General features: G+C 74.5%; 14 protein-coding genes. 5 read left to right on the plus strand and 9 right to left on the minus strand.

Annotation, left to right across the window (positions count from 1 at the left end; genetic code table 11):
* Window positions 1-237: 237 nt before the first annotated feature.
* The 3 genes from efeU to efeO all read right to left on the minus strand — a co-directional run bounded on the left by efeU (window position 238) and on the right by efeO (window position 3,656).
* Entirely contained in the window at window positions 238-1,080 is an 843-nt protein-coding gene (gene efeU / locus AB0K43_RS25490) for an iron uptake transporter permease EfeU (RefSeq protein ID WP_363643582.1), read from the minus strand.
* Between the two features lie 34 nt (window positions 1,081-1,114).
* The gene (gene efeB / locus AB0K43_RS25495) at window positions 1,115-2,428 is read right to left on the minus strand and encodes an iron uptake transporter deferrochelatase/peroxidase subunit (RefSeq protein WP_363643584.1); all 1,314 of its coding nucleotides are present in this window, start codon (window positions 2,426-2,428) and stop codon (window positions 1,115-1,117) included.
* Between the two features lie 88 nt (window positions 2,429-2,516).
* Window positions 2,517-3,656, minus strand: a complete 1,140-nt coding sequence (gene efeO / locus AB0K43_RS25500; protein ID WP_363643586.1) for an iron uptake system protein EfeO — start codon at window positions 3,654-3,656, stop codon at window positions 2,517-2,519.
* Between the two features lie 340 nt (window positions 3,657-3,996).
* Between efeO and AB0K43_RS25505 the strand changes: the two genes are divergently transcribed.
* On the plus strand, window positions 3,997-5,472 hold the full coding sequence (locus AB0K43_RS25505) for a carboxyl transferase domain-containing protein (RefSeq protein WP_363643588.1): 1,476 nt from the start codon (window positions 3,997-3,999) through the stop codon (window positions 5,470-5,472).
* A 59-nt stretch (window positions 5,473-5,531) separates the two neighbouring features.
* On the opposite strand, the gene AB0K43_RS25510 is transcribed toward AB0K43_RS25505, so the two are convergent.
* Genes AB0K43_RS25510 through AB0K43_RS25525 form a run of 4 tightly spaced genes read right to left on the minus strand, consistent with a single transcriptional unit; the run spans window position 5,532 to window position 9,319 of the window.
* Entirely contained in the window at window positions 5,532-6,179 is a 648-nt protein-coding gene (locus AB0K43_RS25510; protein ID WP_363643590.1) for an ATP-binding cassette domain-containing protein, read from the minus strand.
* Window positions 6,176-6,937 (minus strand): ATP-binding cassette domain-containing protein, encoded by a 762-nt coding sequence (locus AB0K43_RS25515; RefSeq protein WP_363643592.1) that lies wholly within the window; start codon window positions 6,935-6,937, stop codon window positions 6,176-6,178. Before AB0K43_RS25515 ends, AB0K43_RS25510 begins: the two co-directional genes overlap by 4 nt.
* Window positions 6,934-8,835 carry an ABC transporter permease gene (locus tag AB0K43_RS25520; protein WP_363643594.1) on the minus strand — a complete coding sequence of 634 codons (1,902 nt, stop codon included), beginning with the start codon at window positions 8,833-8,835 and terminating at the stop codon, window positions 6,934-6,936. The genes AB0K43_RS25515 and AB0K43_RS25520 overlap by 4 nt, the downstream gene beginning before the upstream one ends.
* Before the next feature lie 4 nt (window positions 8,836-8,839).
* A complete protein-coding gene (locus tag AB0K43_RS25525) occupies window positions 8,840-9,319 on the minus strand; it encodes a hypothetical protein (RefSeq protein ID WP_363643596.1) in 480 nt (159 codons plus the stop codon).
* A gap of 192 nt (window positions 9,320-9,511) precedes the next feature.
* Between AB0K43_RS25525 and AB0K43_RS25530 the strand changes: the two genes are divergently transcribed.
* From AB0K43_RS25530 to AB0K43_RS25545, 4 genes are all read left to right on the plus strand, one after another.
* On the plus strand, window positions 9,512-10,150 hold the full coding sequence (locus AB0K43_RS25530; protein ID WP_363643598.1) for a hypothetical protein: 639 nt from the start codon (window positions 9,512-9,514) through the stop codon (window positions 10,148-10,150).
* Entirely contained in the window at window positions 10,147-11,499 is a 1,353-nt protein-coding gene (locus AB0K43_RS25535) for an ABC transporter substrate-binding protein (RefSeq protein WP_363643612.1), read from the plus strand. Before AB0K43_RS25530 ends, AB0K43_RS25535 begins: the two co-directional genes overlap by 4 nt.
* A gap of 131 nt (window positions 11,500-11,630) precedes the next feature.
* Window positions 11,631-12,158, plus strand: coding sequence for a hypothetical protein (locus tag AB0K43_RS25540; protein WP_363643600.1), 528 nt, complete (start codon window positions 11,631-11,633; stop codon window positions 12,156-12,158).
* A 118-nt stretch (window positions 12,159-12,276) separates the two neighbouring features.
* Complete coding sequence (locus AB0K43_RS25545; protein WP_363643602.1) at window positions 12,277-15,129, plus strand: BTAD domain-containing putative transcriptional regulator; 2,853 nt, start codon at window positions 12,277-12,279, stop codon at window positions 15,127-15,129.
* A gap of 355 nt (window positions 15,130-15,484) precedes the next feature.
* Here AB0K43_RS25545 and AB0K43_RS25550 read toward each other — a convergent pair whose 3' ends face one another.
* Window positions 15,485-15,892, minus strand: coding sequence for a hypothetical protein (locus tag AB0K43_RS25550; protein ID WP_363643604.1), 408 nt, complete (start codon window positions 15,890-15,892; stop codon window positions 15,485-15,487).
* Between the two features lie 2 nt (window positions 15,893-15,894).
* On the minus strand, window positions 15,895-17,553 hold a 1,659-nt coding region (locus AB0K43_RS25555), incomplete at its 5' end, for an RHS repeat-associated core domain-containing protein (protein ID WP_363643606.1).

The following is a 17,553-nucleotide window of genomic DNA, read 5'->3' on the forward strand; positions in this document are numbered from 1 at the left end:
TTGCGAAACCGTCCGCCGTCACCCACTGACGCTGCGTCACTTCGGTACCGGCGCCACCGCGGGCGCCAATTCCCCGCGGCAACAGTTCGCCACGGCCGGGCGGTCGGCAGCCCGACGGCCGCCCGGGGGCACCGGTGCCGCAACGCCGGGCGCACCGGTGCCGCAACGCCGAGCGCCCCGCCCCCGGTCGACCGGGGAACGGGGCGCTGGGCGCGCAGGCGGCGGGCGGCGGGCGGGTCAGGCGGTGCTGGCCTCGACCGGCGCGGCCGGCCGCGGGCCGGTGCCGCCGGCCGGGCGCAGGAACAGGAACAGGGTCGGCGCCAGGTAGGCCAGCCAGACCAGCCCCTGGAGGACCGACGGGTCGGGCTGGAAGTTGAACACGCCCTTGAGCAGGGTGCCGTACCAGCTGTCCTTGGGGATGGTGGAGCTGATGTCGAAGGCCAGGCTGTGCAGGCCGGGCAGCCAGCCGGCCTCCTGGAGGTCGTGCACGCCGTAGGCGAGCACCCCGGCCGCCACCACGACCAGCATGGCGCCGGTCCAGGTGAAGAACTTGGCCAGGTTGATCTTCAGCGCGCCCCGGTAGAACAGCCAGCCCAGCACCACCGAGGTGAGCAGGCCGAGCACGGCGCCCACCAGCGGGTTCCAGCCGTCGTTGGTGGCCTGCACCGCGGTCCAGATGAACAGCGCGGTCTCCAGGCCCTCGCGGCCGACCGCCAGGAAGGCGGTGGACACCAGGGCGAAGGTGCCCATCGCCAGCGCGGCGTCCAGCTTGCCGTGCAGCTCCGCCTTCAGGTGCCGGGCGGTGCGGCGCATCCAGAACACCATCCAGGTGACCAGGCCGACCGCGATGATCGACAGCGAGCCGCCGAGCGCCTCCTGGGCCTCGAAGGTCATCTGGGTCGAGCCGTACTGCAGCACGGCGCCGAACGCCATCGAGAGCAGCACCGCCGCGCCGATGCCGGCCCAGACCGGGGTGAGCCGGTCGCGGCGCTCGGTCTTCACCAGGTAGGCGATCAGGATGCAGACGACGAGGCTGGCTTCGAGGCCCTCGCGCAGGCCGATCAGGTAGTTGCCGAACACGGCGGTCTCCTCAAGGGGTTGTACGGGGCGGGGCTCAGCCGAAGAGGGCCTGGCCCCACCATTCGCCGGGCTTGCGGATGCCGGGCGGGCAGGCGAAGTGGGCCGAACCGACGTGCTGGATGTACTCGTTGAGCTTGTCGGAGCCGGCCAGCCGCTGCTGCAGCGGCACGAAGGCCTTGCGGGTGTCGCGCTGGTAGGCGAGGAAGAACAGGCCCGCCTCCAGCCGGCCGAGGCCGTCGGTGCCGTCGGTGAAGGAGAAGCCCCGGCGCAGGATCATCAGGCCGTCGTTGCTGTCCGGGTGGGCGAGGCGCACGTGCGAGTCCTCGGGCATCGCCTTGAGGTCAGGGGTGTCCCGCTCCTGCTGCTTGCCGTACGGGGCACCCTCGCGCTTGGTGCGGCCGAAGACGTCCTCCTGCTCCTTGAGCGAGGTGCGGTCCCAGGTCTCGATGTGCATCCGGATCCGGCGGGCGACCAGGTAGGAACCGCCGGTCATCCACTCCGGGCCCTCGCCGGGGTTGACCCAGACGTGCTTGCCGAGGGCGTCGGCGTCGCTGCCGGAGATGTTGTGGGTGCCGTCCTTGAAGCCCATCAGGTTGCGCGGGGTCTGCGCCTCGGGCGTGGTGGAGGAGGTCTTGCCGAACCCGAGCTGGGACCAGCGGACGTTGACCACGCCCATGCCGATCCGGGCCAGGTTGCGGATGGCGTGCACCGCGACCTGCGGGTCGTCGGCGCAGGCCTGCACGCAGAGGTCGCCGCCGCTGCGCGCGAGGTCGAGGTTGTCGTGCGGGAACTTGGGCAGGTCGATCAGTGCCTCGGGGCGCTTGGCCTTCAGGCCGAAGCGGTCGACCGTTGTACCGTCCGGGCCGGACTTCTCGAACAGGGTGGGTCCGAAGCCGACGGTGAGGGTCAGCCGGGAGGACGGCAGGCCGAGCGCCTCGCCGGTGTCGTCCGGCGGCGCCTCGGCCAGGCCGGTCGCCCCGGCCCCGACCTCGCGGCCGCCGGTCATCACCGCGGCGGCCTTGGTCCACTCCTTGAGCATCTTCACCAGCGCGTCACGGCTGGTGGTGGTGACGTCGAACGCGGCGAAGTGCAGCCGGTCCTGGACCGGGGTGGCGATCCCGGACTGGTGGTCGGAGTAGAACGGGATGTCCACGCTCGCCCCGGCCGCCGGCGCGGGGTCGGAGTCGCGCAGGGTGGCGGCCGCCACCGAACCGGCCGCCGCGGCGCCGAGCGCCACGCCTGCGCCGGCCCAGCCGATCACGGCGCGCCGGCTGACGCCGCCCTGCGGCTCACCGCTCGGCGCGGCGGACTGGCCGTGGTCGGAGTCGCTGGGGGTCTCGGCGTTCATACCTTGGGTCCTTCGTCGGTCTGGGGTGGGGACACGGCTGCCGTGACGGCCGGTCACGGCCGTCACGGCAAGCAGGCTACGGCGCGGTTCAGCTGACGACCACAGCGGCGGCGAGCTTGGAGAGCGGCTCGGCCAGGGCGTTCACCGAGTCGGCGAAGGTCTTGCGCTCGGCCTCGGTGACCTTGTCGTAGGAGGTGTAGACGTCACCCTGCTTGTACTTGGCGAGCAGGGTCTGGATCGCGGCGAACTCGCTGTCCAGGGTCTTGGCCAGCTCGGCGTCCTTCTCCGCCGCGACCGGCTTGAGCAGGTCGTACGCCTTCTTGGCACCCTCGACGTTGGCGGCGAAGTCGGAGAGGTCGGTGTGGCTGTAGCGGTCCTCCTCGCCGGTGACCTTGCCGGTGGCGACCTCGTCCAGCAGCTCCTTGGCGCCGTTCGCCATGCTGGTGGCGGTGATCTCGGCGGCCGGGATCTTCTTCTGCCAGTCGGTCAGGTCGGCGACCAGCTGGTCGGCGAGCTTCTTGTCGGCGTCGGTGATGGCGTTGTCCGCCCAGAGGGACTTCTCCAGCTTGTGCCAGCCGGTCCACTCCTGGCCGGGCTCCAGGCCGTCCTCGCGGGTGTCGGTCTTCGGGTCGACGTCGCCGAAGCTCTCGGCGACCGGCTCGGTGCGCTCCCAGCCCACCCGGGACGGGGCGAACAGGCCCTTGGCCTGCTCCAGGTCGCCGGCCTTGATCGCCTCGGCGAACCGGGTCACCACCGGGATGGTGGCGTCGGCCTGCTCCTGCGCGTACTTCTGGTAGGCGGCGACCGCGTCCTGGAGACGGGCGTCGGCCTTGGCGGTGGCGCCGCCGTCACCGGTGACGGTGATCTTCTGGCGGATGCCGTCGCCCGTCATGCCGGGCTTGCACGCCACCTCGTAGCTGCCGGCCTTGATCTCGGCCGAGATGTCGACGTGGGTGCCGGGGCCGATGTTCTCCCGCTCGGTGACGATCTTGTCGCCGGCCGCGTAGACGTAGACCTCGGTGGACTTGCTGCCCTTGTTGTGCACGGACAGCTTGACCTGGCCACCGGGGAAGGTGGTCTTGGACAGCTCGCACGCCGTGTCCGAGGCGTTCACCTGGATCGCGTCGGCGGAGGCCTTGTCGTCCTTCTTCGAGCAGCCGGCCAGGGCCCCGCCTATGACGGCGACGGAGAGCAGGGCGGCTGCGGCGGTACGGCGACGGGCGGACATGAGAACTCCACGGGCGAGGGCCTACAGGGCGTGACAGGCGTGGCATGACAGGTACAGGGCAGCAAAAAGGACGACCGGGCAGGTGCTCGACCCCCCGGTCGTCCAGTTAGCTGAGGCATACCTTAGAAGCCCCCCGGCGCGCCGTCCACACCGCCCCCCACCCTCGGGGCGGGGTTTTACCAAACCGTGCCCCCGGGCCCGGCGGCCGAGGCACGGCCCTCCGGGCACCGATCCGGTCCACCGCCGCGCGAGCGGCCTGCGACGGCCGTCACAGCCGTCCGGGCCCCGCCGAGCCTAGGGTGGGGCCCGGCAGCGGCAAGCGCGGCGGCGAGGAGGCGTGGTGACGGCAGTTCAGCTGATCGGGCGGATCGTGGACCCGGGCAGTTTCGTCCGCTGGGACGAGCCGCTCGGCGCCCCGCCCCAGGACCGGGACTACCGCGCCGCGCTGGCCAGGGCCCGGCAGCGCAGCGGTCTGGACGAGGCGGTCACCACCGGGCAGGGTCTGCTGGCAGGCCGTCCGGTGGCACTGGTGGCCTCGGAGTTCGCCTTCCTGGGCGGCTCGATCGGGGTCGCCACGGCCGAGCGGATCACCCGCGCCGTGGAGCGGGCCACCGCCGAGCGCCTGCCGCTGGTCGCACTGCCGGTCTCCGGCGGCACCCGGATGCAGGAGGGCGCCGCCGCCTTCCTGTGCATGGTCCGGGTCACCGCCGCGGTCCAGGCGCACCAGGCCGCCGGGCTGCCCTACCTCACCTACCTGCGCAACCCCACCATGGGCGGGGTCTTCGCCTCCTGGGGCACGCTGGGGCACCTGGTGCTGGCCGAGCCGGGCGCCCGGCTGGGCTTCCTCGGCCCCCGGGTGTACGAGCAGCTGCGCGGCGAACCGCTGCCGGCCGACGTCCAGCTCGCCGAGACCCTCGCCGCCCGCGGGCTGCTGGACGCCGTGGTGCCGCAGGAGCGGCTGCGCGAGGTGCTGCGGCGGGCGCTCGACGTCCTGTCCGGACCGCCGTCGGCGGCGGTCGTCCCGGCGCCGCCCGAGGCAGCCGGCGCGGCGGACGCCTGGGACTCGGTCCGGCGCACCCGGCGCCCGGACCGGCCGGGCGCCCGGCAGCTGCTGCGGCAGTGCGCGGACGGGCTGCTCCCGCTGGACGGGCAGGGCGCGCTGGTCCGGGCGCTGGCCCGGTTCGACGGCCGGCCGGCCGTGGTGGTCGGCCAGCAGCGCCAGGAGGGCGACGCCGCCCGGCCGTTCACCGCGGCCGACCTCCGGCTGGTCCGCCGCTCCGCACGGCTGGCCGAGCAGCTCGGGCTGCCGCTGGTCACCCTGGTGGACACGGCCGGCGCCGAACTCTCCGCCCAGGCCGAGCTGGACGGCATCGCGGTCGAGATCGCCCGCTGCCTGACCACCCTGGTGGCGCTGCGCACGCCGGTGCTGGCGGTCCTGCTCGGCCAGGGCTCCGGCGGCGGGGCGCTCGCCCTGCTGCCCGCCGACCGGGTGCTGGCGGCCGAACACGCCTGGCTGGCCCCGCTGCCACCCGAGGGCGCCTCCGCCATCGTCCACCGGGACGGCGACCACGCCGCCGAACTGGCCCGCTCCCAGGGCATCGGCGCCACCGCCCTGGCCGCCACCGGCCTGGTCGACACGGTGATCGCCGAACTCCCGGACGCGGCCGAGGAACCCGCCGCCTTCTGCGCCCGGGTCGGCCACGCGATCGCCGCCGCCCTCACCGACCTCACCACCACCCCACCCCCCGACCTCCTGGCAGCCCGCGCCCGCCGCCACCGCCACCTGGGCGGGGGTGACCTCGGGGGTCACGCCTGACGGCGGCCTGTCAGCTCAAGAGCTCGCGGATGCGGACCAGCACTGTTCGCCGGTCGGGTTCACGGGCGCGGTTCGCCGGCCTCGCCGCTGAAGGTGAGGCGGCCGCGGGTGAGGACGTGGACCAGGACGCCCGGGCGGGTGAGGGCGGGGGGCAGTGACTGTTCGGCGAGGACCACGGTGCGGCCCTCGGCGGCCAGGTCCAGCAGGATGCCGTGCAGGCGGGCGACCACGGCGGGGGCGAGGCCCCGGGCGGGCTCGTCCAGGAGCAGCAGGCGGGGGCGGGCCAGCAGGGCTCGGCCGAGGGCGACCAGCTGCTGCTGGCCGCCGGAGAGGGTGCCGGCCCGGCGGTCGAGCAGCGGGGCCAGTTCGGGGAACCAGGCGTCGGCGGGGCCCGGGCCGCCGAGGGCCAGCTGCTCCGCCACCGTGAGCGAGCCGAAGACGGCCCGCTCGGAGGGGACCAGGGCGATCCCGAGCCGGGCCCGGCGGAAGGCGTCGGCGGCGGTGATGTCCCGCCCCTGCCAGCGGACCCGCCCGGCGGCGGGGCGCAGCGTGCCGGCCAGGGTGTGCAGCACGGTCGTCCGGCCGGCGCCGTTGCGGCCGAGCAGGACGGTGACCCGCCCGGCCGGGCAGGCCAGGTCGACGCCGTGCAGTGCCTCCAGCAGGCCGTACCGGACCCGGACCGCGGACAGCTCGGCCGCGGCGCTCACCGCCCGCCCCACAGCCCGGTCACCCTGCGGTCCGTCAGCACGGCCCGGGCGGGGCCGCTGAGCACCACCTGCCCGGCAGCCAGCACGTAGGCGGTGTGGGCCAGTTCGGCGACCAGCTCGGCGTCGTGCTCGACCAGCAGGACGGCCAGTCCCTCGGCGGCCAGCGCCCGCAGCACCGCGGCGAGGTGCTCGGTCTGGGCGGTGTCCAGCCCGGCGGTCGGTTCGTCCAGCAGCAGGACCCGGGGGTCGGCGGCCAGCGCCCGGGCGAGTTCCAGCAGGCGCAGGGCGCCGGTGGGCAGGTCGGCGGCCGGCCGGTCGCGGACGGCTTCCAGGCCCAGCAGGCGCAGCGCCCGCGTGGTGGCGGCGCGGGCCTGCGCGCGCCCGGCCGGGGGCAGGCCGAGCAGGCCGCGGACGGTGCCCGGAGTGCGCTGTTCGGCGCCGACCCGGACGTTCTCGCCGACCGTCAGGCCGGGGAAGACGGCGGGCTGCTGGAAGGTGCGGGCCAGGCCGAGCCGGGCCCGGGCGTGGTCGGGCAGCCGGGTGATGTCGCGGCCGTCCAGCCGGACCAGGCCGCCGTCGGCGCGGGCGGCGCCGCTGAGGCAGTCGAACAGGGTGCTCTTGCCCGCGCCGTTGGGGCCGACCAGGGCGGTGATCCGGCCCGGCGGCACGCTCAGGTCGACACCGTCGACGGCGGTGGCGCCGCCGAACCGGCGGACCAGGCCGTGCGCGCTCAGCCCCGCGGCCGGGCCGGCGCTCATCCGGACCCACCGCCCGGGAGCCGCTCGCGCACCCGCCGCCCGAGCGGGCTGAGCACCGGCCGGGGTGCGCCGCGGCGCCGCCCCGCGAGCCCGGCCAGCCCGCCGGGCAGCCGGCCGATCGCGACCGCGCCGGCGCCCACCACGACGGCGGACACGCCTTGCCCGGCCAGCGTGTCCAGGGTGGTGAGGGCGGCCGCGGCGGCCACCGCCCCGGCGGCGCTGTCCACCCCGGCGACCACCGCCGCGGCGAACCAGAGCAGCCCGCGGACCGGGTCGAAGGAGTGGGGGTCGAAGGAGTGGGCGGCCAGCGTGGTCAGGGCGCCGCCGAGCGCCGCGAGCCCGGAGCCGGCCATGAAGAGCAGCAGTTTGAGCCGGGGCACGTCGATGCCGGCGGCCGAGGCGGCGCCCTGCTGGTCGCGCAGCGCGGTCAGGGCCCGCCCGAGCCGGCCCCGGTGCAGGTTGCGGACCAGCAGCAGGGCCACGCCGAGCAGCAGCAACTCCACCGCGTACAGCCCGCGGTCGCCACAGGGCAGCACCGCCCGGTCGAGGTCCAGGCCGGCGATCGCGTACGGCTGGTCGAAGACCAGGCGGCTGAGCGCGGTGCCGACCGCGAGCGTGGTCAGCGCGAGGGCGAGGCCGCGGCGCCGGATCGCGGGCCAGCCGGTCAGCAGGCCGAGCGGCACCGCCGCGGCGACCGCCAGCAGCAGCGCGGGCACCGCCGGGAGCGCGGGCACACCGGGCACCCGGCCGGAGAGCAGCAGCGCGGTGCCGAGCGCGCCGAGCCCGGCGTACCCGGCCTGGCCGAGCGAGACCTGGCCGCCGTAGCCGGTGACCACGACGGTGGACAGCAGCACCAGGGCGAGCGCGGGCACCGCGAGGGCGTGCCGCAGGTCGTCGGCGCGGAACCAGAGCGGCAGCAGCAGGAGCACCAGGCAGGCCACCCGGACGCCGGCCGAGGTGCTGCGCCCGTGCGGCACCGGCAGGCCGCGGTCGGCGGCGAGCGCGGTCCGCCACGGCAGCAGCGCCGCGACCAGCAGCGCGACCACGAAGAGGTTGGCCTGCAGGGCCTGGGCGAGCGGTAGCAGCTGGCCGGGCGGGCGCCACCGGGTGAGCTCGCTCTGCACCACGCCGAGCGCCAGGCCGGTGACCACCGCGACCGGCAGGCTGCGCAGCCGGGCGGCGACCGCCACCGCCATGGTCTCCAGCACCAGCAGCGGCAGCCCGTACGGGTCGAGCAGCAGGTAGGGCGCGAGCAGGACGCCGACCAGTCCGGCGGTGAACGAGCCGAACGCCCACCCGTACGCCGACACCCGGTCGGCGTCGATCCCGGCCAGGCCGGCCAGCCGCCGGTCGTCGACCACGGCGCGCAGCCGTACGCCGAGCCCGGTGTGCCGGTCGATCAGGCCGATGGCGACGGTGAGCAGGAGCACGCCGGCGAGTTGGACCAGGGTGTCCAGCCGCAGCGGGTGCCCGCCGGGGCGGGCCAGCACGGTGGCCGGTGCGAGCGCGGGCGCGTCGCCGTACGGGGTGGTGCCCCAGACCAGGACGGCGGTGCCGATCAGCAGCACGAACACGCCGACGGAGGCGACCAGGGTCTCGGCCGGCCCGGCCCCGCGGCGCAGCAGCGGGCGGAAGACCGCCACCTCCAGCAGCACCCCGAGGGCGGGCGCCGCGACCAGCAGGCAGCAGAGGGCGGCGGGGGCGAGCGGCCAGTGCCGGACCACGACCAGTTCGCGCAGCAGGTAGGCGATCAGCATCGCCTGGGCTCCCTGGGCGAGGTTGAGCACGCCGGTGGCGCGGTGCGTGACGATCAGTCCGACGCCGCTGAGCGCGGCGGCGCTGCCGGCGGCGAGGCCGGCGAGCAGCAGGTCGAGGCCGAGCGAAAGGGTGTCCGGCACGGTGTCAGCCGTCCGCCGGCGGGGGCGGGCCGGGGTCGCAGACCGGGCAGGGGGTGAGCTCCCGCTGCCGGGCCGTGACCGCGTCCACCGGGACGGCCTGCGGCTTGCCGGCCACCAGCGGGCAGTCCCGGCGGTGGTAGAGGGTGCCGTCGGGCACGGCGAGCGGCGGTCCCTCGGCCGGCGCCGGGTCGACGGCGGCCGCCTCCGCGGTGAGCAGGGCGTAGAGCTGCTCCACCCGGGGGTCGGTCGGCGTGTTGGGGCGATCGGCTCCGGCGCGGGTGCCGAGCAGCAGCGCGCCGGCGGCGAGCAGCGCGGCGCCGGGGGCGGTGGCGGAGGCGAGGTAGGGCAGCTGGCGGGCGGTCACCCGCTCGCCGGACACGCCGTACCAGCCGAGCAGGCAGAGCAGCAGGCCGGCGATGGCCACCGGCCAGCCGGGGCGGTCGCGCAGTGCGCGGGCTGCGGTCCGCAGGTGCAGGCGCGTCATGGGCCCTTCCGTGGGCGGTACCGGCCGCCCGATTTGAGTCTTATGCTCGCTATGTTGCACATTGTCCGGTGATTTTCCTTCATAGTGTCCCGTGCGGCGTATCCAGCCGCAGCCCGGCCCGTCGGCCGGGCAGCCAACCGAGCGACCGGGGCGGACGGGCCATCAGGTCGGGAAGAACGCGGTGAGTGAGCCATGCGCATCAGGCACAGTGACCACCGGGCCGGGGCCGTCCCCGGGCCGCACCCCCACCCGCACGGCGGCCACCGCCTCCGGCGGCCACGGGCGGCCACCGCCCTGGGCCTCACCGGCGCCGTGCTGGCCACGCTGCTGGCGGCAGGCTGCTCGAGCTCGGATTCGGGCTCCAGCAACCCGTCCGTCTCGATCTCGATCTCGGCCTCGCCGTCCGCCTCGATCTCCATCTCGGTCTCGGCGTCCGCCTCGGCCTCGGCCTCCGGGAGCGGGCCGGCCGACGTGGCCACGGCGACCACCCAGGTCACCGCCACCTGGGAGAAGTTCTTCGACCCGGCCACCTCGCTGGCCGACAAGGCGGCCCTGCTGCAGAACGGCGAGCAGCTGGTGCCGGTGCTCCAGGGCTTCGCCTCCGACCCCCGGGTCGGGCAGGTGAAGGCCCAGGTGACCTCGGTGGACTTCACCTCGCCGACCACCGCCACGGTGACCTACTCGCTCTCCCTGGAGGGCGCGGTGGTGCAGCCGGACGCCAGCGGACAGGCGGTCCTGGAGAACGGCACCTGGAAGGTGTCCACCTCCACCCTGTGCGGCCTGGTCACGCTCGCCGGGAACGCCGCCACCACGGTGCCCGGGTGCAGCTGAGCCGGCGCGGCCGGGCGGCGGTGGTCGGGTGTCGCCCGGCCGCCGCCGCCCTCGCACTGCTGCTGCTGGCGGCCACCGCCTGCGGCAGCCGCCTGCCGGAGAGCGCCTTCGGCACCGGCGGCCGGGCCCCCGACCTGGCCACCGACACCGGGGTGACGGCGCAGGAGATCCGGATCGGCATCATCACCTCGGTGACCAGCCCGGTCGGCGGTGAGGCCTTCACCGGCCCCCGCTACGGCGCACTCGCCTTCTTCCGCGCCTTGGCCGACCGGGGCGCCCTGCACGGCCGGACCGTCCGGGTGCTCACCTGCGACGACGGCGGCAGCGCCCTCGGCAACGTGGACTGCGCCCACCGCATGATCGACCAGGAGCGGGTCTTCGCCCTGGTGGCGGGCAGCGTGCTGGACTACGGCGGCGCCCCGTACGTGGACGCGCACGCGGTGCCCGACGTCGGCGGGCAGCCGATCGGCACGGCGTACGACCGCTGGCCGCACCTCTACAGCATCTACGGCTCCTCGGCGCCCCGGGACGGCCGCTCGGTCGGCTGGGACGGCACGCTGTACCAGAGCACCGAGGTGTACCGCTTCCTCAAGGAGCGTCTCGGCGCCCGCAGCGCGGCCGTGGTCGCCTACAACCAGGCCGACTCCGCGCGCTACGCACGGCAGTTGGAGGAGGGCCTCCGGGCGGAGGGGTTCCGGGTGCTCAGCCAGAGCGTGGACCTCGCGCTGCCGGGCTTCCAGACCGTGGCGGCCGCGATGAAGGCCGACGGCAGCGAGCTGCTGTTCGACGCCATGGACAGCCGGGGCAACGCGGCGCTCTGCCAGGCGCTGGACGCGGCCGGGGTGCGGCTGACCGCCAAGGTCACCAATGTGCAGAACTGGTCCGAGACGGTGCGCGAGGACTACCGCGACTCGCCGAACTGCCGCAACAACCTGTGGGCGACCTCGGCTTCGCGCAACTACGAGGACACCGGCCAGAGCGCCGTCGCCGACTTCCGGGCGGCGCTGGCCCGTTACTACCCCGAGCGGGAAGGGCAGCTCTCCGCCTGGGAGTTGGAGGGCTGGGCGGCGGCCCAGTGGCTGACCGACGCGATGGACTCCTGCGGCGCCGCCCTGACCCGCGCCTGCGTGGAGCGCTTCATGAACCGCACCGAGCCCTACGACGCGCACGGGCTGCTGATCCCGACCGACTTCACCCGGCAGCCCCGGCCCACCGGGCCCACCCTCGCCTGCCTGAACGCCGCCCGCTGGCAGGACGAGGCCTTCGACGGGCGCGGCGGCTGGGTGAGCCAGGTCCCCGACCCGGCGACCGCCTGTTACGACGTCCCGCAGCTCCCCTACCGACCGTGACCGTAAGGTCTCGTTTTGCCAACGTATCGCCAACGTATGGGCGTTACGTGCGGAAAGCGTGAACAGCACGGCGCCGCTCTGGTTGACTCACCGGCCTGCCCATCCCCGCCGGAACGGAGCCTTCCACACCCATGCCCACATCCACCCGCACCGGCCACCGGCGGCTCGCCGGGGTCTGCGGCCTCGTCCTGGCCGCCGCGTTCGCCCTGACCGGCTGCGACCCCTCGGACGGCGACGCCAACGCCCCGGCACCCGCCGTCTCCACCAGCGCGGCCGCCCAGGCGCCCGCCCCGGCCGGCAGCAGCGCCAGCGCGACACCGAGCCCTTCGCCGACACCCACGCCCACCCCCACCCCGAGCCCGAGCCCGACGGCCACCGAGGCCGCCGCGCCGCCCGCGGCCCCGGCCGTCACCACCACCAAGCCCGCGGCGCCGAAGACCACCGCCCCCGCGCCCAAGGCCACCACCAAGACCGCCGAGCCGCCCCACACCGACCCGCCCCCCGCCCCGGCCGGCTGCGAGATCGTCTCCAACGCGGGCAACTGCTACCAGGCCGGCCAGTTCTGCCGCAACGCCGACCTCGGCCGGAGCACCCACGACGCCACCGGGCGGATGATCTACTGCCGGATGGTCAGCGGCAAGCCGCACTGGCAGGCCTGACGCCACTGCGGCTCCTGCCCCCGGCGGCCCGTCCCGACCCGTGAGCAGCTTCGCGGGTCGGGGCGGGCCGCGGCTAGCATGGGGCGGATCAGGACCCGTGGTGCGGGAGGGACGTGGGATGCGGTTCGGTCTGCTCGGCCCGGTGACCGTGCACGACGACGCGGGCCACCCACTGGCGCTCGGCGCGCCGAAGAACCTCGCCCTGCTGACGGTGCTGCTGCTCGACGCCAACCACACGGTGTCGCTGGACCGGATCAAAGCCGCGCTGTGGGGCGAACACCCGCCGGCCAGCGCGACCTCCTCGGTGCACAACCACGTGACCCGGCTGCGCCGCGCCCTCGGGCCGGCGGGCGGCTCCCGGCTGCGCGCCGCCCCGCCGGGCTATCTGATCGAGGTCGGCGCCGAGGAGTTGGACGGCGCCCGCTTCGGTGACCTGCTCCGAACCGCCGACGCGGCCCGGCTCCGGGGCGACTGGCCGGCCGTCGGCGACCGGGCCCGCGCGGCGCTAGCACTGTGGCGCGGCGAGCCACTGACCGGCGTGGTGCTGGCCGAGGAGGCCGAGGCCGCCGCCCGGCCCGCGGTGGAACGCTGGCAACAGGGGCGGCTGCAGGCGCTGGAGTGGCGCTTCGAGGCCGAGCTGCGGGCCGGCGGGCACGCCGCCCTGGTCACCGAGCTGGCCGCGCCGGCCACCGAGCACCCGCTGCTGGAGAGCTTCCAGCGCCAGCTGATGCTGGCCCTGCACCGCTGCGGGCGGCAGAGCGAGGCGCTGGCGGTCTACCACCGGCTGCGCCGGCGGCTGGTGGAGGAGCTGGGGGTCGAGCCCGGCACCGAGGCGCAGGCCGCGTACCAGGAGATCCTGGCCCTCCCGGCCGAACCGGCGACCGCCCCACCGGCCCCCGCGGCCTACCGACCGCCGGCCCAACTCCCCCGCGACATAGCCGACTTCACCGGGAGACAGGGGCAGGTGCGGGAGCTCCAGGACCTGCTCACCCCGGCGCCCGGCGGCCCGCTCGGCGTGGTGGCCGTCAGCGGCGCCGGCGGACTGGGCAAGACCACGCTGGCCGTCCACAGCGCGCACCGGGCCGCGGCCGACTTCCCCGACGGCCAGCTGTACGTGGACCTGCGCGGGGTGCAGACCACCCCCGCCGCGCCCAGCGACGTCCTGGCCTGCTTCCTGCGCGATCTGGGCGAGCCCGAGGCGGAGATCCCGACCACCGAGGACTCCCGGGCCGCCCGGTACCGCAGCCTGCTCGCCGACCGCCGGGTGCTGGTCGTGCTGGACAACGCCCGGGACGCCGCCCAGGTCAGACCGCTGCTCCCGGGCTCGGCGGGCTGCGCGGTGCTGGTCACCTCGCGCCGCCGGCTCGGTGGGCTGACCGGGGCCGTCCATCTCGGCCTGTCCACGCTGGCCGAGCCGGAGGCGCTGGAGCTGTTCACCGCCCTCGCGGGCCGCGCCCGGGTCGCCGCCGAACCGTCCGCCGCGGCCCGGGTGGTGACCCACTGCGCCGGACTGCCGCTGGCCCTGCGGATCGCGGCCGCCCGCCTCGCGGGCCGTACCTCCTGGAGCGTGTCCACGCTCGCCGACCGGCTGGCCGACCACACCCGCCGGCTGGACGAGCTGCGGGTCGAGGACCTCGCCGTGCGCGCCAGCTTCCGGATGAGCTACGCCCAACTCGCGGGCCCCGAAGGACCGGAGGAGCTCCACCCGGCCCGGGCCTTCCGGCTGCTCGGCCTGGCGCCCGGGCCGGAGATCAGCCTGCGCGCGGCCGTCGCCCTGCTGGACCACCCGCCGGAGCGGACCGAGGACGCGCTGGAGCAACTCGTCGACGCCTGCCTGCTGGAGAGCATCGCGCCGGACCGCTACCGGCTGCACGACCTGCTCCGGGACTTCGCCGCGGAGCGGGCCGCCGCCGAGGAGCCCGCCGAGGCCGTCCGGGCCGCCGTCGGCCGGGTCACCGCCTGGTACCTCGACAGCCTGGTCGAGGCGGACGCCGTGCTGTTCCCCGGGGCCGCCCGGCCCGAGCCACCCGCCCCCCGCCCCGGCCACCGCCCGCACGGCTTCCGCCACTTCCAGGACGCCATGCACTGGTGCGAGACCGAACGCACCAACCTGGTCCGGGCCACCGCCGCCGCCGCGGAGCACGGCTTCCACCGGACCGGCTGGCTGCTGCCGGGCTTCGCCTGGGCCTACCTCAACCTGATGGCCCGCTGGCAGGACTGGCTGGACATCACCGAGGCCGGGCTGGCCGCCGCCCGGGCCGGCGGGGATCCGGCCGGCGAGGCCACCGTGCTGACCGCCCGGGGCGCCGCGTTCATGCAGTTGGAGCGCTGGTCGGAGGCGCAACACCTGCTGGAGGCGGCGCTGCGGATCCGCGAGCGGATCGGCGACGTGCCGGGGCAGATGGCCTCCGTCTGCACCATCGGCCTGGTGTTCCGCCGCTCCGGGCGGCGCCAGGAGGCGCGCGCGGCGTTCCTGCGCGCGCTGGCCTTCGTCGGCCCGCCGGAGCTGCGCAAGCGTGAGGTGTCGGTGCTGGCCAACCTCTCGCTGATCGAGCTGGAGCTGGAGAACCACACCGAGTCGCTGGCCTACGGCGACCGGTCGTTGCGGATCAACCGCGAGTTCAACGACCTCTCCGGGGACACCGGCATCCTGGCCACCAACGGCGGTGCCCTGATCGGCCTCGGACGGCACGCCGAGGCCGTCCCCCCGCTCCAGGAGTCCGCCATGCTGGCCCGCTACACCGGCGACCAGTTCGGCGAGGGCCTCGCGCTCGGCCGGCTCGCCCTGGCGCTCACCCGGCTGGAGCGCACCGCGGAGGCCGAGGCCGCCGTCGGGCAGGCGCACGCCGTCCTGGCGCGGCTCACCGAGCGGTCCACCGACTGGCGCGCCGACACCATCCGGGCCCAGCTCGACGAGGTGGCGGCGGCCGGGCGCACCGCGGCGGCCGGGCGGCCCGGGCAGCCGGTCTGAAGGCGCCGCGCCGAGACCCCCGTCCCCTGCGCGGCGCCCGGACCCGGTCAGGTCCAGATCGAGTCCCTCGACACTCCGCCGCCGCCCGGCCGCGCCACCCGTCCGGGCTTCCCCGTCAGCTTCGTCATCGTCCGCTCCTCTCCCGTTCGACGCAGCGAGGACGGTGCCCCGGCGTCGGGGCCGCCCTGCTCGGCGGCCTGCCCGAAGCCTCCGGCGAGCCACCAACGGATCACCAACAGAACACCGTTCGTCCGCCCTCCGGCCCGGCTCCGGTCGAGCCGGCCCCAAACGAAAGGGTGCTGCCGGAACCCTGGGAGGAGTTCCGGCAACACCCTTCGATTGCCACCTGGTCCGGTCAGAACGGCCAGATCGGCAGGTACTCAAGGAGAATGACGAGCACGACCAATCCCATGCTCGCGTAAACGACTCGGCGGCCACGAGCCTCGGGGATCGGAGGGATGTCCCTGTCTCCGGCCGCCCGCGCGACAGACACCCTCCTGACGTCCGCCCGAAGCCCTATGAGGATCAGCGCAACGAGCAGCAAGGCATCCGCGTAGAGCACAACTATGTGCTTCGCGGAGTCCCCCCTCAACACTCCGACCGGAATGATCCAGACACCCCCCAGAACAAATCCCATCGCAGCGGTCAACCGCTGCTTCCTGCTGGGGCAAAGCACGAACACGAGCCCTGCATTGAGCAGGAGTCCCGCAACCGACAGCCCTATCACCAATGGAAACGGGGCTGATTCGATGAATGATTTCACGGCTATCCAAAGAGTGAGGATTTCCCCTGGTCATGCAAGGGGTCAAGGTTGAATCCAACCGCGCTTGCAAGGGCAGCAGGAATGGATCCCATGGCGTTGATGAAGCGATCGTCCGCCGCCGGATTGTATTTGCCACCGGAAAGCCGTGCAGCTTCCTGGCCACTGGCTTTGACTTCGCCTCCCATGCCGCGGACGAGGAAACTCACGCCGGCCGCCGCCGCGGGTCGTTCTGCCCAGCCGCCCAGCCCTCCGGTCAGTACTCCGGTCACCGTGACCACACCATTGACGGCAGCTCCTTGGTAGTCGCCTCCCACGACGTCAAGACCGGTGGCCACAGCGCCCGCTCCTGTTGAAATCGCACCCAGCACCGGAGTCGCTACGGCATCCACCCCCGGGATGAATGCCGTAGCCACTGCGGCTACTCCTGCCACCGTGCTGACGTCAGAGCTCAAGTTCGCTCCTATGCGCGCGTAGTGCTGGAGCTTGCACCAGCCGACGCACGGGGGCTCCACCACGACCACGACGTTCGGCTTGGCGTACTCCGGGTGGAGCCAGCCAATGGAGAAGGCGGCCGCGATCGAATCGCCGGCGCTGCTGCGGCACTCCTCGGAACAACGGATGAGCCGCTGCTCGCGGTGCTTGCGCCTATCGTACTCATCGGCATAGAGCCTAGACACCGCAGGGGAGAGGAGTTGGATCCCCTGGTGCCTGCGTGCGGAGATTTCGCGGCCCGCCTCGCTCTGGTCTCCGCTGCTGATCTCGTCGGAGCCAGCGCGCGGGCTGTCCTCGCCTCGGCAGGTGTCCAGGCAGACGCGCATGAGGCCGCTGGGGTCGCTGTACCTGACGGGGTTGTTCCCGCTGTAGGTGTATCCGTTGATCTGCTGCGGGCTGTTGACGTCGATGAGCGGGTCGGCGCTGATGAAGCGACCGACGGCCTGGTCGTAGTCGCGGGCCCCGAGGTGGGTCAGACCCGTGGCGTCGCTGGTACCTCCGAGGAAGGAGCGGTCGCCGGCCCATGCTCCGGGTGTCGTGCCTCGGGCCTCGCCGAAGGGCGTGGTCCGTCGTTGTGTGACGGCGCCGGTGGTGGCGTCGATGTTGAGCTCGGCGGTGTTGTGGTGGTCGTTGACCTGGAAGGTGACCTTGTTGTCGTCGGTGCGTACCGCGGTCGCGGCGCCGAACGGGTAGTAGCGGGTGGCCGTGCCCTTGGGCGCTCCCTTGGCCAGGTTGACCTCGGTGTTGCCCAGGAAGAGGGTCCAGTTCTCCGCCGCCGGTGCGGCGCTGTCCGAGGTGTGCGTGAGGAGGCGGTTGCCACTGCTGTCGTACAGGTAGTCCGTGGACTTGGCAGAGGTCACCGAGCCGGCCTTGACGGTCTCCTCGACCTTGGCCAGCTTTCCCTCACTGTTCCAGGTGAGGCTCTGGTCGCTGGTGACGCCGGATCCCGGATTCAGGTGACGGGCGCTCGTGTTTCCGGCGGGATCGTAGGAGTAGTTCTGAGCCACGGGAGTGCCGCCGCCACTCACCGTGCTCGTCGTACCGGTGAGACTGTGCGGCTGGGCGGCGGTGGCCGCCGGGTAGGTGTAGGTGGTGGTGGTGTCCTGGGCGGTGTTGCCGGCCGGGTTGTGGTCGGTCTCGGTGGCCCGGGTGCCGTTGGTGTTGTAGGT

Origin of the sequence: Kitasatospora sp. NPDC049258 (genome assembly GCF_040678895.1) — a bacterium.
In the GTDB taxonomy this organism is placed as follows: Bacteria; Actinomycetota; Actinomycetes; order Streptomycetales; family Streptomycetaceae; genus Kitasatospora.